Genomic DNA, 14897 nt, shown 5'->3' with positions numbered 1-14897 from the left:
ACAATTTGTAAAATAAAGCATGAACTTAGTATAAGTAGAGGGTTGTAATTAATAAAGCGAAAAATTATAATGAACCTCATGAATAAAATTCATGAGGAGGTAGCGTTAATGAGCTTAGTTAAGTATGAAATTTTTAACAAGGTAGCAGAGCTAAATAGTTTTACCAAAACTGCAGAAGCTTTGGGAGTTACTCAATCTGCTGTTAGCCATGCTATAACCAGTTTGGAAAAAGAGTTTTCTCTCCCTTTATTTATTCGTAATCACTCAACAATTACGTTGACAAAAAATGCGGAAGGACTATTAATTGTTATTCAAAAAATTCTATATTACAACAACATGTTGAGACAAGAAGTGGACGCCATCAATGGTCTAAACAAAGGAACAGTAAGGGTGGGGGTTTTTACTAGTATCTCAACAAATTGGATTCCAAGTATTGTTAAAGAAATGGAAGATGATTATCCTAATATAGAAATAGAACTATTGGAAGGCAACTATACAGAGATTAAGCAATGGTTACAAAGTGGGAAATTAGATTGTGGGTTTATTAATAATGAAACATATTTAGAGTCGTTTGAAATCGCGCAATTGAAGAGAGACCGCCTCTTATGTGTTGTATCAGACCAATCTCCATTAAGTAAGGAAAGAAAAATATCTATTCAACAAATCGAAAGTGTCCCTTTTATTATGCCAATTTATCAATGCTATCATGATATACAAAAAATCTTTGAGGAGAACAAAGTAACTCCTAATATTAGATTCGAAAATATGAATGAGAATTCGGTATTTTCGATGGTAGAGAATAATCTGGGGATTAGTATTATGCCAGAAATGATTATCCCGAAATCTATCGATTCTATAAAGGCTATTCCACTTGAAATAGATAGCTATCGAACGATTGGATTAGCAGTAAGAAAACCGCCCTCACCAGCAACTAAAAAATTTTCTGAAGTTACTAGAAGATGGGTACTATCTAAATATACTTAAAATACAAATTACAATATCACCTATAATTAATTCTTGTTCAGTAGTACTAATAATTTGAGTGAAATGTTATTCTAGAATGTGGTTTGATTATGAATTAAGTGGAAAGTTGTTAACCAACCAGTGAGGCAATTTATATCTATTTCTCTAACCTGTTGTTTTTGAACAAACGAAAACAATTTTTGAAACAAAGGAGATCGTCTATTGGCGGTCTTTTTTGATTGTCCAGTTATCTGAGGAAAGGTTAATTAAGACTAAAGAAAAAGCGGAACCTCCACAGACTTAATTGTGGTAGGCCGCTTTTTTTATTTGCCAAGACACAGTCATCTATTCTTGGTTTACATACATAATTCACTTATCCCTACAAAAGTAAACGTGGAAAGATAAAATTGATTATTGAGAGCAAAGGGTGACTACTCATTTAATTAAGCGGATGCCTTTATTGTTTGTCGAATAAGAGGTATTCATATGAATATGGACGAATAAAAAACAATGCTCTGTTCTTATTGAATTAAGAGAGTGTAAAATATCTTGTGTAAATGAATAAATACAAAAAGGAAGACCTTTTCTTGGTAGAATTAAGTCACCACAACCAATCCTAGAAAAGAGGTCTTCCCTATGACTCAGTTTACAGCAGATATTGTCCAAGCACTAGTCCAAAAACAAGATATTACCGAAGTTTTTCGTTCGCATTTAGAAACAGCGGTAAATGCGCTGCTCGCCACGGAGCTGACGGCTTTTTTAGATTATGAAAAATACGACCGAATCGGTTTTAATTCAGGTAATTCACGTAATGGTTCATATGAAAGAACGCTACACACGGAATATGGTGACCTCCAAATCACAATTCCCCGTGATCGCAACGGCGAGTTTAAACAACAGACAGTCGCACCTTATAAGCGGTCAAATGATACACTTGAATCATTTGTCATTCACATGTTTCAAAAAGGCGTGACCATGTCGGAAATTGCCGATTTAATCGAAAAAATGTATGGCCATCATTACACACGTCAAACAATATCTAATATGACACAGGTAGTGGGTGAACAAGTAGAGGCCTTTACTAAAAGGAAACTCAGTGCGCGCTACGTCTGTGTTTATTTAGACGCAACCTATATTTCTGTTCGACGTGAAACGGTCTCTAAAGAGGCTGTTTATATAGCTGTGGGCATTCGTGAAGATGGATCAAAAGAAGTAATTGCTTACACAATCGCTCCAACAGAATCAGCATTTAATTGGAAAGAGCTCTTACTAGAAACAAAAGAGCGTGGCGTTGAAGAAGTCCTTCTATTCCTTTCAGACGGCTTAACAGGTATGGTTGACACGATTACAAGCGTATTTCCTAAAGCGCAATTCCAAACATGTTTAGTGCATGTGGCGCGCAATATTTCACATAAAGTACGTGTTGAAGACCGTGCTGAGATTTGTGATGACTTCAAAACGGTTTACCGAGCTGATAATCAGGAAGCTGGGCAAGTCGCGTTAGATAATTTCTGTGAAAAGTGGAAAAAATCATACCCAAAGGTGACAAAATCACTCGCTACAAATGACCATCTACTTACCTTCTACAGCTTTCCAAAGTCAATTTGGCGAAGCATATACTCAACGAATTTAATCGAGTCATTTAACAAGCAAATCAAGAAATATACAAAGCGCAAAGAGCAGTTTCCGAACGAAGAAGCACTCGAACGCTTCCTAGTCTCGCAGTTTGAAGAGTACAACCAACGTTTCTCCACACGATGCCATATCGGTTTCGATCAAGCACGCGCAGAGCTGGCTGAGATGTTTGAAGTGAAAGAATAAAAAGTGTGATGATCATTAAGAAGAGGTCCGATTGTCATTTACACATAAATATTGACACTCCCTGAATTAACGGAGCAGTTTAGTTCAACAAGAAAAATAAAAACCATTCTATAGTTAATGGTTTAATCTTTATCATAATTTAGTGATGTATTGGATTGTGTTAATATGTGGTCTAATACTTTTCTAGTAAATCTCATAAAGTAATTAAGTATTTGCCCCCCTAAACAAACAGTTAATAAAGTACCAACGCCAATTGGTCCATTAAAAATCAGTGCCATTATCAAGAATAAGAGGTAAATGAATGTTCTCGAAAAAAATATAGTTGTGCTGGTTAATTCTTGTATGATTAATGTTAATCGATCAACTGGAATCGGTGCGAAATTTGTGTGTAAATATGTTGCAGTTCCTATTCCAATCACAACTAAGCCTATTTCAAAGCAAACAATTTTGCTGTACCATAGTTCAGGCGTTATCAAATTGTGTAATAAAAAAAGCCACATATCAATACCAATACCCGTTATAAATGCCGTTAACAACCCCAAAAATTCTGGCCTTTTTCTTTTTAAAAAAGAATTAAAACATATCAATATTAAAGCTGTTATTACTTCCCAACTTCCCACAGTAAGCCCCACATTTACAGACAGCCCTACCAATAGTGCATCAAAAGGTGAAGTTCCAAGGTCTGATTGTATAGTGAAAGAAATACCTAGAGTTAATATTAAAATACATAATACATAATACATAAAAAACATATTTCACTTCACTCGACCCCTTTATTATTTTATGTTGCAAATGCAACAATAATAAGGTAAACTTAATGTATGTTATTTTTATCGCAAAAGCAATAAAAATATGTTCTAAGGAGTAAAGTTATGAAGGGAATTCTTCGTGAAATTGGAATGATAGCAAGGGCATTAGACTCTATTAGTAATATAGAATTTAAAGAATATGACCTTACAAAAGGGCAGTATTTGTACCTTGTACGAATATGTGAAAATCCAGGAATCATTCAAGAAAAGTTAGCTGAGATGATAAAAGTAGATAGAACTACAGCAGCTCGTGCTATAAAAAAACTTGAAATGAATGGCTTTATTGAAAAGAGGGAAGATGCACATAACAAAAAAAATAAACAACTGATTCCAACAGAGAAGGGGGAAAATGTTTATCCTTTCATAAAAAGAGAAAATGATTATTCCAATGTCATGGCATTAGAAGGATTTTCCGAGAAAGAAGCAGAAACCACTTTCAATCTTCTTCAAAGAATAAGAAAAAATGTAGAAAAAGACTGGGTATTTGTAAAAAAAGGAAACAAGAGAAATTATTGATTATATAAAGGAGTGATATATTCAAATGGTTATAAATATAAAAAAGTGTACCCTTGAAGATTCACGTGAACTTCGAGAAATTAGTCATGAAACGTATAATGAGACATTTAAGCATCATAATTCAGCCGAAAATATGAATGTCTATTTGGAAAGGGCATTTAACTTAATGCAATTAACAAAAGAATTATCCAATCCTTCTTCGCAATTCTATTTTGTTTATTTTAATAATGAAGTCGCTGGATATTTGAAGGTTAACACTGATAATGCTCAGTCTGAAGAAATGGGCGATGAATTACTTGAAATTGAGAGGATTTATATTAGGAACAAGTTTCAAAAACAGGGACTTGGTAAGTGCCTCCTAAATAAAGCGATGGAAATTGCGATGGAATGTAAGAAAAATAAAATTTGGCTAGGCGTATGGGAAAAAAATGAAAATGCGATTGCCTTTTATAAGAAAAAGGGGTTTGTTCAAACTGGAGCCCACTCTTTTTATATGGGTGAGGATGAACAATTGGACTTTATAATGACCAAAACACTCATATAACCATTTTGAAAGGTGGATCACTTTGTATATTCCAAAATATTTTAAAATTGAAAATGTTGATGGAATATTGGATTTTGTTCAAAAAAACTCTTTTGGTACGATTGTCACAACGAAAAAAGGTAAACCAATTGCCACTCATTTGCCTTTAGGCTTAAATAAAAAAGGGGATGATTACTATATTACTGGACATATGGCTTATGGGAACCCTCAATGGAGAACATTCGAAACCTGTAAAGATGTATTGATTATGTTCCAAGGACCACACGCTTATATCTCTTCCTCTTGGTATAATCAGGAAAATGTCCCGACGTGGAACTATCAAGCTGTCCATGTATATGGTAAAGCAATCATTTTAGAGAATGATGAGTTAATAGAAGATTTAACAAAAATGCTGGAAAAATATGAAGGAAATCGTGAAAACCCTGTTTTATGGGATAAACTTTCTACTCATCTTTTAGAAAAGGAACTGAAAGGGATAGTTGGATTTAAGATTAAGGTGGGAGAAATTCAGGCTGCATATAAATTAAGTCAGAACCGAAATGAATCGGATTATATTAACATCATTAGTAAATTACAAAATGAAGGGAATTCAAATTCGGAGCAAATGGCGGAGCTGATGAAAAATAGAATGTAAAATTACATATAAGCACACTTATATTCAACCCTCAGACGCAAGAGTTTAAGAACGGGGCATAGCTGCCATTTTGGCAGTTTCTCTCCAGGTTGTGAGAGGTTGTACTTAAACTAACGGGTGCTAGTTTAGTTCAACAACAGGAGATCGTCAATTGACGGTCTTTTTTATTTGCCCAGTTGTCTGTGAAAAGGTTAAATAAGTACAAAGTAAAAGCGACCATCCACAGATTGTGTGGATGGTCGCTTTTTTTGTTCGGTTCTAAGTGGTAGTTTTATAAAGTTTTTTCACTCTAACTTCTGAAATTAGTCTAAAGGTTCATCGTAAAAAGTATCGAAAATACCTTTATACTTCATTTTTAAATTTTCAATATTCTTAGGGTCTTTAGAAAGTATATTGATTACGTCTCCACTCCCTCCGATATGGATCAGATACTTACTTGTGACAATAATAAACAAAGCTTTGGTGGCGCGATTATTTTTGTAGAGAAGTGCGTCTGTTGTATATAATATCGTTTCATTTACTGAAACATCTTTTATTAAAGCAATTTTGCCAAACCCCTCATGAAGATCAAATTCTTCACTAGTGAATTTGTATTCCTTCCAATTTGTTAACCGTAAGCGCTTTTGTAAACGATAAACTAAAGTGAGCAGTTTTCCACAAATAAGATTGAGCAGTTTCCCTCTAAATAATTCACTTCCTTTATACTAAACGTGTAAAAGGAAGTGAGGAAACTGGAGTGAAGAAAATCATGGTTTATATGAAAATCTGCGAGTTATCCGAAATGGGCTTTTCTAAGTCGGCAATTGCGAGAAAGTTGGACATTTCAAGAAATACCGTTTCTAAATATCTAAAGAGTACATCTGAAGAATTTGAGGATTATTTAGTCTCCTTACAATCACGTAAAAAGAAGTTGGATCCCTACAGGGATGTCATTGTTGGATGGTTGAAGAAATACCCTGATATGAGTAGTGCCCAGGTCTACGACTGGTTGAAAGAGAATCAGGGGTTGAATGAAGATAATATTGTGGAGAATACTACTAGGAATTATGTGAATGAGTTACGTACTGCATACCATATACCGAAAGTGTCTGAACAAAGAGTTTATGAAGCAGTTCCGGATAGTCCGATGGGTTTTCAAGCACAAGTAGATTTCGGTCAAGATTTGGTGACTTGTAATGACGGAATGAGAAGAAGGCTTTATTTTATTGGGTTTGTATTATCCAATTCTAGGTATAAGTACATTGAATTCTTAGATAGACATTTCCATACAAGAGATTTAGTCCGCTGTCATGAAAATGCTTTTGAGTTTTTTGGAGGCATGCCTGAAGAAATGGTATATGACCAAGATGCTTTACTAGCTGTAAGTGAAAATGCGGGTGACTTATTATTTACCAAGGAATTTGATAATTACCGTAAACTAAGAAAATTTTCTATTTATTTATGTAGAAAAAGCGATCCCGAATCAAAAGGGAAAATAGAACAAGTCGTCAAGTTCGTGAAGCATAACTTCATGAAGAATCGTGAATTTCAAGACATCCATTTGTGGAATCAACAAGCCATTCAATGGCTTGAGAGAACCGGAAACTACAAAGTGCATCATAATACAAAAAAAAGACCTTCTGAAGTGCATACAGTCGAAAAACTGCACTTAAGAAAAGTCTCTTCAAAATTCTCTTTCGAGAATTCCCTAATAGAAAGTATAACAAGAACAATTCAAAAGGACAATGTCATACGCTTTGAATCCAATCGTTATTCCGTACCTACAGGTACGTACGATGCGAAAACTAAAAACATGGCATATTTAGAAGTAACCGCAGATGACCACCTAAATATTCGATTACAGACATCTGGAGCAATAATCGCGAGACATTTACTCTGTAGTTCGAAAGGACAGTTAGTTTATGATCCAACTCATCATAAGAAACCAAGTCCAAAGAAAACGCTATTGAGAGACGAAATTGTGATTAGGTTTTCTAATAAAGAATTGATTTGTTGGTTTTTAGATGAATTGAATAAGAAGTATCCAAGACACTTATTAGACCAGTTGAAAGTATTACAAATGGTCATTCGAAATCATCCAGAGCATATAAATGAAGCGCTGGAAACTGTGAAAACTTTGCATATGATTAGTGCTAATGACTTCAGAGATGTCGCTTTCACGCTACATAAAGAATCACAGACGCAAGTAAAAGAAGTAAGTACCAATTCACCAAAATATCAAGAATATAAGGCAGCAGAACGATCAGAAGATTACTACACCGATTTATTATCTGGGGGTAAAAGGTCATGACCTCTCCTATTGAACTATTACAAGAAAAATGTAGAACCCTGAGACTCGCTGAAACCGCAAAAGAGCTTCCCGCTCTTTTGCGTAATGCAGAATCGGGCAGTTGGACTTATCACGAGTTTATTAATGAACTCCTTACCCATGAAATGGTGTGCAGAGAAAAAAAGACCATTCATCGACTAATGCAATGGGCAGACTTTCCCTATCCAAAAACACTGGCAGATTATCGACTGGAAGAACAAAATGCGATTGGCGATAGACAGTTTAAATTATTAAAAGATTTAAATTGGATTGAAGAGATGTTTACCCTAATTCTAATGGGCCCACCTGGGACAGGCAAAACACATTTGTCCGTAGGACTAGGCACTTTGGCTATTGAACATGGATATCAAGTGACCTTCGTTTCAATGGGAGAACTAATATATATTTTAAAAAGCCGTGATTACGTTAGTAAATCAAAGACACGCTATAAACGTATTACAACATCAGATTTAATAATTATTGATGATGTTATGTATATGACTGTAGATCCAAAGGAAGCAAGCCTGTTTTTCCAGTTTATATATGACATGTATGATAAAACCGCATTTATATTAACTTCGAATAAGGGTCCAAATGAATGGGGTAAATTTTTAGGAGATACCTCACTGACAACCGCTATATTGGATCGCCTTCTACATCGAAGTGAGGTGATTTCCTTCGGAGAAGACGAAGAAAGTATGCGTATGAAGTACAGAAAGACTTTGTTTCCCGAAGTAAGTGCTCAAACTTAATTGTGGAAAATTGATCAAACTTAATTTGTGAAAACTGCTCAATTCTACTTGACGGTTACAGCTTTGATAAGTTATTAGTGATATATTTATTTCTTGTATTATATTCTAGAGAAATGAATAAATCGACAGTTGGTTCATTCGTTGTAAGGTAATCGATAAACATTTGAATCCCTTTTACTCGAATTTCTCTAAAATAATCCGTTGAAAATCTAACACGGTTTTCCATCGGTGAATCAAAATACATTGAAGAACCCCACGGCTCGGTTAATGTAACTCCAGACTTTGCCTTAATGGATTTATTTGCCAATACGGTTGAGGTCCTTATCATATGTACCACTCCTAGTAGTTTCATTACAGATTTTTTTGGGTGAAGAGCCGCCCTTCCAAGCTCCACCAATATGACCATCTATATCACAAGAAATATAATCAGGTCCCTTTTTGGTCTTTTTATCCTTGCTGAAAATCGCAACTTTACTACATCGTTCACTTACTTTAGTATAATCTAGTTTGTCTGTGGCTGTTTTTGCCTCTGCATCTGTCTTGTATACAGGTTCGGCTTTAGCGGGGAAAATTAGATCCATTACTTTCTTCGCCATCGCTGATCCGGCTTCCCATATTACATTATTAATAATAATAGCACCTGATACAAGCACGGTAACCGTTCCGATACCTGCGAGCTGATATTCCCCTGCCACTGTGCTTCCACGAAGAGATAGTGTATTTAAGTCTTCTTCTAGAGGTTCTTCTCCAAGAACCTCTCCTTGGGATAGTTCTAACTCTTTAATTATTTCAAGTAATTTCTGCTCAGACTCATCAATGCTGTTAGGGAAAACCCCTTCAAGTTGATTAAAATCGCTAGAAATTGGTAATTCTCTTTCTTCTGCACCGGCCAAAGGAACTGAGATAGTAGTAGTGAATAAAGCGAATAGACATAATAAAGCAAGAACCCTCTGCATCTTCTTCATAAATAATTATCTCCAAATTAATATATTTACTTTAATTAACGCAAATTCCATTACTACACAAAATACCCGGAAAACACATTGCATTAAGCAAGGCGTTACAGTAGAAGGAATGGTAGCTCTCATAAATAATTAAGAAGATAGGTAGGAAAGACTTGTTCTTGGCAGTTGAAAGTGAATAAATAATATTACAATACATCCAGAATGTTCTATTGCGACACGAACGTTCATTCGGTATGTTGAATCAAAAGGAGAGAACGAGTGTGCGTGATAAATTAATTAAGTCTGCAGAGTTCAACAAATAAAGATATACAAATTGCCAAAAAAAGTTATACTGTTTTACCTATTTGGTGGCGTTTAGCCAAAGGGGTGTTTTTATGTCGAAGAGAAGAAGGTGAGAAACGAATAATTTATATAAATAAAACTACTTCAGTATAAGTCGTTCTTTATAGAGCATTGATACTAAAAAATCATGAAACAAAAATAAGACAGAAATCTAACAATGTGTTACTATAGATTCATTCTTAAAAACAGATGGGAGATTAGACTTTTATGCTAAAACTTATTATCGCAATTTAAATTCCAATGAATTTAATAGGAGGGCTATTCTATAATTTATTTATAGATTTATTTGTGATGTCCTTTTGCGATAACTAAGAGAAGCAATATAATGTCTAATTCATATAAGCAGATATATTTAATCCGACTAAAGGCAAACACTTGATTTAGGCCGGTTAATTTTATTTTTTGCGTATAAGAAGACTTTATGAGTTTATTCTCATAAAGTCTTTTTCTGTTTTTAGGAGGTGATAATTCCCATATACACATGTAATGCACCAAGGTGAATGAAACAAAAATCGGAGGGAATTTAAATGGGGAAATATGAATTAGTAAGTGATTATCGTAATAATGAAAGCTTGAAGGAGAAATTTAATACCTTAGCTATGAAAACATTCGAATTAGATTTTCGAGGCTGGTATAACAAAGGGTACTGGGATGACAAATATATACCATATTCATTTGTCGATGAAGGTAAGGTTATCGCAAATGCTTCAATTAATAAAATGTCAATAGTTATTAATGGTAAAATGTGTGGAGGGATTCAGATTGGTACAGTAATGACAGATGAAAATTATCGCAATCAAGGTTTGGCTAAGCAATTAATGCAGCATATTATGAAAGAATACGAAAATACTTGTGATTTCATGTATCTTTTTGCGAATGATACTGTATTAGATTTTTACCCGAAGTTTGGATTTACACGTCTAAATGAAAGTGAATTTAGCTTAGACCTAGCAAAAAGTTCAATTCAAATGAATAAGGATGCGAAAGTAAAGCGGCTTACTATTGAAATTGACCTTGCATTACTTGAAAAATTTGCGAAAAATCGCCATGTAAACTCAACGATTTTAGATGTTGAGAATAATGAAAGTTTATTAATGTTTTATTTCACATTAGCATTCCGTGAAGCCATTTTCTATGTGGAGAATTTAGAAACGATTGTGCTAATGGAGGAAGAGGAAGATACACTGCATATTTTCGATATCATTTCGTTAAATGTGCCAAATATAGAGGCTGTATTAGCAAGCATTGTAAAGGAAACAACGAAAAAAGTGGTATTTTATTTCACACCTGATTTTACAATCGAAGGCATGACAGCAACCATTATGCCAAATGATGATGATGCTTTATTCGTCTTAACGAAAAAGTCATTGCTGAAGGGTAACTTTATGTTCCCGTTAACATCACATTGTTAATTGGAGTGAAATACCTATACAGGAGTTAGTATTGATACAGCTTGCACTTTAGGATTTTGTGCCGCACATGGTGCTATGGCGGGAATCAAAACGGAGGATTATAGAAGGAATCGATTTACGGACCATGGTTGTCATACTTGATAACATCGAGAGGATTCCGGTGTCGGATATCATCGGGGCGCAATGTGAAGGGTTAATTGTAATAGAAGGAACAGCCACCAACTCAGTTGAGAAGGTGGCTGTTATTTGTTATGAGTCGTACGCCTGCCCGCGTTATTTAAAGTTTCCCCAAACGTCCCCCAGCATAGTCCTCCAGTTACACGATTTCATAAGAACTCTTACGTTTCACATTAAGCGGCATGATGTGGCGCTTCAATTAAACAAATGTTGCTGTTGTCGCATTTTCACTCCTTTAAAATTCACATACGGAACGCCCAATTAGTAGAAATAGATATATTTTCTATACACGTAAGTCGATAAAATAAATATTCCATTTTGTCATTGATTTTTATTCAAGCATCTCTCACGAGGTGCTTTTCTATTTGCTTGCAATGCGAAAATTCAAAAGGAGAAGTATTTCTACATGGACCGTCGCTTTTCAATTGTCGAACAAAAGAGGTATTCGTATTAATGGAGACGAATCAAGTACAATGCTCTATTCTTCTTCAACTAACAGGATATTAGAGATTAATTGGGAAATTTAAAATTATAAAGATAAGGAGTGGTGTATTTTGGAACACGAATTAAAGGAGTTTATCAAGAAGTGTGATAAAGCAATAAAACAGGAAGATTTTGACACTCTGAAGAATTACTATACTGATGATGCGATTCTGGTAGTAAAACCAGATATGATTGCACGAGGAAAAGAGGAAATTAAGCAAGCGTTCATTAAAATCGCGAAATATTTCAATAACAGTCTTGTCCCAGTACAGGGAGAAATGATTATTTTAGAAGCTGGAGATACTGCATTAGTTATTTCTCAAACGCTACTTGAGGCTGATAAAAATGAAACGAAATATTCTATGGATAGAAGGTCAACCTATGTGTTTAAGAAAAATTCACAAGGCGAATGGCTTTGTGCAATCGACAACTCATATGGTACAGACTTAATCAATAAGTAGACTTTTGTTAAATAAGACCATAGCAAAAGCGGCTCCTCCACAGATTAGATTGTGGAATGCCGCTTTTTTATTTGTCCAAATATCATTTGGTATAATTTATTAATTTCTGATATTCAGTTGTGATAGGAACTATTGTTCTGTATGCTGATGAAAAATGGGAAACGAGTGTGCATAATCAATTAGTTAGGTCAGTGGAATATCGTGAACACCTAGATATGATGTACATGGCTACCGACGACATCACCGGCATGGAAACCAGACTCATAAGTCTTCTTTACAAAATTAGATAATAAACCGAAGTTGCATGCCCCAGCTAAAACAAATAAAATGTATTTCACGATGCTTTTTTGAGTTCTAACTGGCCCCTCAGAACGATAGATACGACTTTCCTGTTTTGATAGAGGTGTATCGCTAAACCACGAAGACTTAATATAAAGTCACCATTCAAATCCCGCATGAGTCCAAAACTCGTAGTTTTAGGATCATGGTAATCTGCAAATGAGAAACTCAAGTTACTGTTTAACCAACCAAATACAGCATGGTGCGATGATACTGGAAATATTTGATTCATTGTCACACCCGATTCAGTTATTTAGTTCACGAACTTTAGAAGCTTTTGGCTAGTTCGATCGCTTGTTGAATAGCTTTTTCTTTAATCGTAAGTGCTTGATCTGGTGCAGCGCTCATACCCTCGATATAAATAATATCAATTGAAGGTATACCTATGAATTTAGATACAGCTGTCAAGTATCGGTGGCTGAATTCGAACCCTGCCACTGGTCCCTCGGAGAGCACGCTGCCGGAAGCTTGAATATGAAGCAGTTTTTTGTCAGATGCTAAGCCAATAAAGCCTTCTGGCGTATATTTAACTGTTTTTCCTGGTACACATATGGCGTCAATATAAGTTTTCAATACAGGTGGGAATAAGAAATTCCAAACTGGATTGACGACGACGATTTTATCTGCAGCGAGAAATTGATCAACCAGTTCACCCAAACGAACTATTTTAGCCTGAGAACCCGCGCTCAATTGATCAAAAGAACTGCCGCTTCTCAATTGGCCCCAACCACTTAACACTTCGGTGTCTAGTTGCGGGATATCTATTTTATATAGATCTAGATGAATAACTTCATCGTTTGGGTTTGCTCCATGGTAAGCTTGGATAAACTCGTGGCCTACAGACAAACTATTGGATTCACTCTTATCTAGTGGGTGTGCGGTTACGTATAAGACGGTTGACATGATTGATTTCTCCTTGAGGTTAACTAGGACCTGAATTTAATTGATTAGCGATGCTCATTAAGGTAAGCCATGAAGACCGGCCTCGGTCTTCAATGGACATACAATTGTAAGAGCTATCCTAAAGTTATTCTTATTAAATTTCACTATTCTCAGTAAGCTTCTCTTTACTCCTTTTCAGGGAACATCCCCGTGGAGATGGCGATTCGATTCCATGCATTAATGGTATTAATCGCCATAATGATTGCCACATATTCTGCCTCATCCACATGTGCCCGAACTCTTTCATACAAATCCTGCGACACACCTTGCTCTGAAATACGGGTTACAGCTTCCGTAAGCTCAAGCACCACTCTTTCTTTGTCGGAATAAAAGGGTACTTCACGCCACGCGTTAAGTAAATAAATCCGCTGCTCCGTCTCGCCCATTTTCCTTGAATCCCGTGTATGCATGTCCATACAATAAGCACACCCGTTAATTTGTGATGCTCTGATCTTAATGAATTCATATAGCTTAGCATCCAATCCACTTGTCTTAATAAACCCTTCCAGTTTCATCATTGCCTGCAAAGCACCTGGGCTTGCACTGATATGATTTAATCTAACCTTCATAGTAATCTCCTCCGTGAATCTAAATTTGTCCTTGCCTCTACAACCTATCGCCGATAACATCAATCGACGATAGGTTATGACCACAATATAACTCTTTAGTTTATGGCTGTCAATAAAAAATAATAGCTGAAAATTTCCATATTTGACAAGGGTTTTAAATCCACCTAAGATGGTTAGTAGCAATCTTTATATGTAGAAAGCAGGTGTTTGCATGCAGTATAGTATTGGTGTTGAATATGGATTGCATTGCTTGGTATATTTAATTGATATTCCTCCTAATGATACAATTGGGATTAAAGAACTTTCCGCTTTTCAAGGCGTTTCAGAGACCTATCTTTCGAAGATTTTTAGTAAATTAACAAAAGCGGGTATCGTAAGTTCTGTTCCAGGTGTAAAAGGAGGCTATAAACTGGCCAAGTCTCCTGCGGAAATTTCTTTTTGGGATGTAATTGAAGCTGTTGAAGGTGCTTCCCCCATTTTTCAATGTAAAAATATTAAAAATAATAGCTACCTATGCCGGGATGAAGACTATGCAGCATGCGCTCTAGCTTCTCCCTGTGTGATTAACTTAGTTATGCTCGAAGCAGAAGATAGTATGCGCAATATTCTTCGTAACAAGTCACTTACTTGGTTGAATGAAGAGCTTGATCGCGTATTAACCCCACAATCGCGCAAAGATACTCGTGAATATTTTGCTAATAGCAACAATGTTTAATGGTTAATTTAAATGGGGAAGTTTCTGGTTCACTTATTATGGGGAAGTCGGGAGCAAATTCAATGTGAAATCGTTTGGATACAACACGCTGAATAAGTAGGATTGAAAAACTATCTTCATCCTGAATTATTCATACTTGACCAAT

General features: G+C 35.4%; 15 protein-coding genes. 10 read left to right on the top strand and 5 right to left on the bottom strand.

The window, feature by feature from the left end; translation table 11 throughout:
• The first annotated feature begins 108 nt into the window (after positions 1-108).
• Both MKX62_RS19965 and MKX62_RS19960 read left to right on the top strand, forming a co-directional pair.
• Positions 109-984 carry a LysR family transcriptional regulator gene (locus MKX62_RS19965; protein ID WP_340742159.1) on the top strand — a complete coding sequence of 292 codons (876 nt, stop codon included), beginning with the start codon at positions 109-111 and terminating at the stop codon, positions 982-984.
• 615 nt (positions 985-1599) lie between these two features.
• Entirely contained in the window at positions 1600-2784 is a 1185-nt protein-coding gene (locus MKX62_RS19960; RefSeq protein ID WP_340741403.1) for an IS256 family transposase, read from the top strand.
• Positions 2785-2906: 122 nt separating this feature from the next.
• Here the strand turns inward: MKX62_RS19960 and MKX62_RS19955 are convergent, their stop codons facing one another.
• Positions 2907-3536: a YczE/YyaS/YitT family protein gene (locus MKX62_RS19955; RefSeq protein ID WP_067209661.1), complete on the bottom strand. Its 630-nt coding sequence runs from the start codon at positions 3534-3536 to the stop codon at positions 2907-2909.
• A 120-nt stretch (positions 3537-3656) separates the two neighbouring features.
• Between MKX62_RS19955 and MKX62_RS19950 the strand changes: the two genes are divergently transcribed.
• The 5 genes from MKX62_RS19950 (at position 3657) to istB (ending at position 8347) form a co-directional block, all read left to right on the top strand.
• Complete coding sequence (locus MKX62_RS19950) at positions 3657-4109, top strand: MarR family winged helix-turn-helix transcriptional regulator (protein WP_338656549.1); 453 nt, start codon at positions 3657-3659, stop codon at positions 4107-4109.
• A gap of 25 nt (positions 4110-4134) precedes the next feature.
• A complete protein-coding gene (locus tag MKX62_RS19945; RefSeq protein WP_338656550.1) occupies positions 4135-4653 on the top strand; it encodes a GNAT family N-acetyltransferase in 519 nt (172 codons plus the stop codon).
• A gap of 22 nt (positions 4654-4675) precedes the next feature.
• Positions 4676-5287 carry an FMN-binding negative transcriptional regulator gene (locus MKX62_RS19940; RefSeq protein WP_338656552.1) on the top strand — a complete coding sequence of 204 codons (612 nt, stop codon included), beginning with the start codon at positions 4676-4678 and terminating at the stop codon, positions 5285-5287.
• A gap of 736 nt (positions 5288-6023) precedes the next feature.
• Positions 6024-7577 (top strand): IS21 family transposase, encoded by a 1554-nt coding sequence (gene istA, locus MKX62_RS19935; protein ID WP_338655197.1) that lies wholly within the window; start codon positions 6024-6026, stop codon positions 7575-7577.
• Complete coding sequence (gene istB / locus MKX62_RS19930) at positions 7574-8347, top strand: IS21-like element helper ATPase IstB (RefSeq protein WP_338656273.1); 774 nt, start codon at positions 7574-7576, stop codon at positions 8345-8347. The genes istA and istB overlap by 4 nt, the downstream gene beginning before the upstream one ends.
• A 55-nt stretch (positions 8348-8402) precedes the next feature.
• Here istB and MKX62_RS19925 read toward each other — a convergent pair whose 3' ends face one another.
• Positions 8403-8675: a hypothetical protein gene (locus tag MKX62_RS19925; protein WP_340742158.1), complete on the bottom strand. Its 273-nt coding sequence runs from the start codon at positions 8673-8675 to the stop codon at positions 8403-8405.
• Positions 8644-9312 carry a toxin C-terminal domain-containing protein gene (locus tag MKX62_RS24500; RefSeq protein WP_445683540.1) on the bottom strand — a complete coding sequence of 223 codons (669 nt, stop codon included), beginning with the start codon at positions 9310-9312 and terminating at the stop codon, positions 8644-8646. Before MKX62_RS24500 ends, MKX62_RS19925 begins: the two co-directional genes overlap by 32 nt.
• Positions 9313-10181: 869 nt before the next feature.
• Here MKX62_RS24500 and MKX62_RS19915 point away from each other — a divergent pair.
• Both MKX62_RS19915 and MKX62_RS19910 read left to right on the top strand, forming a co-directional pair.
• Entirely contained in the window at positions 10182-11066 is an 885-nt protein-coding gene (locus MKX62_RS19915; RefSeq protein ID WP_338656555.1) for a GNAT family N-acetyltransferase, read from the top strand.
• Between the two features lie 731 nt (positions 11067-11797).
• Positions 11798-12187: a YybH family protein gene (locus MKX62_RS19910; RefSeq protein WP_067209643.1), complete on the top strand. Its 390-nt coding sequence runs from the start codon at positions 11798-11800 to the stop codon at positions 12185-12187.
• A 606-nt stretch (positions 12188-12793) separates the two neighbouring features.
• Here MKX62_RS19910 and MKX62_RS19905 read toward each other — a convergent pair.
• Positions 12794-13429, bottom strand: a complete 636-nt coding sequence (locus MKX62_RS19905; protein ID WP_338656558.1) for an FMN-dependent NADH-azoreductase — start codon at positions 13427-13429, stop codon at positions 12794-12796.
• A gap of 164 nt (positions 13430-13593) precedes the next feature.
• Positions 13594-14037 (bottom strand): carboxymuconolactone decarboxylase family protein, encoded by a 444-nt coding sequence (locus tag MKX62_RS19900; protein WP_067209638.1) that lies wholly within the window; start codon positions 14035-14037, stop codon positions 13594-13596.
• A 211-nt stretch (positions 14038-14248) separates the two neighbouring features.
• Between MKX62_RS19900 and MKX62_RS19895 the strand changes: the two genes are divergently transcribed.
• On the top strand, positions 14249-14752 hold the full coding sequence (locus tag MKX62_RS19895) for an RrF2 family transcriptional regulator (protein ID WP_067209635.1): 504 nt from the start codon (positions 14249-14251) through the stop codon (positions 14750-14752).
• Positions 14753-14897: the final 145 nt, after the last annotated feature.

The sequence above is a fragment of the Sporosarcina sp. FSL K6-5500 genome, assembly GCF_038005665.1.
Classification (GTDB): domain Bacteria; phylum Bacillota; class Bacilli; order Bacillales_A; family Planococcaceae; genus Sporosarcina; species Sporosarcina psychrophila.
The sequence above is the reverse complement of the archived record's forward strand: the minus strand, read 5'-3'. Positions and strand labels throughout refer to the sequence as shown.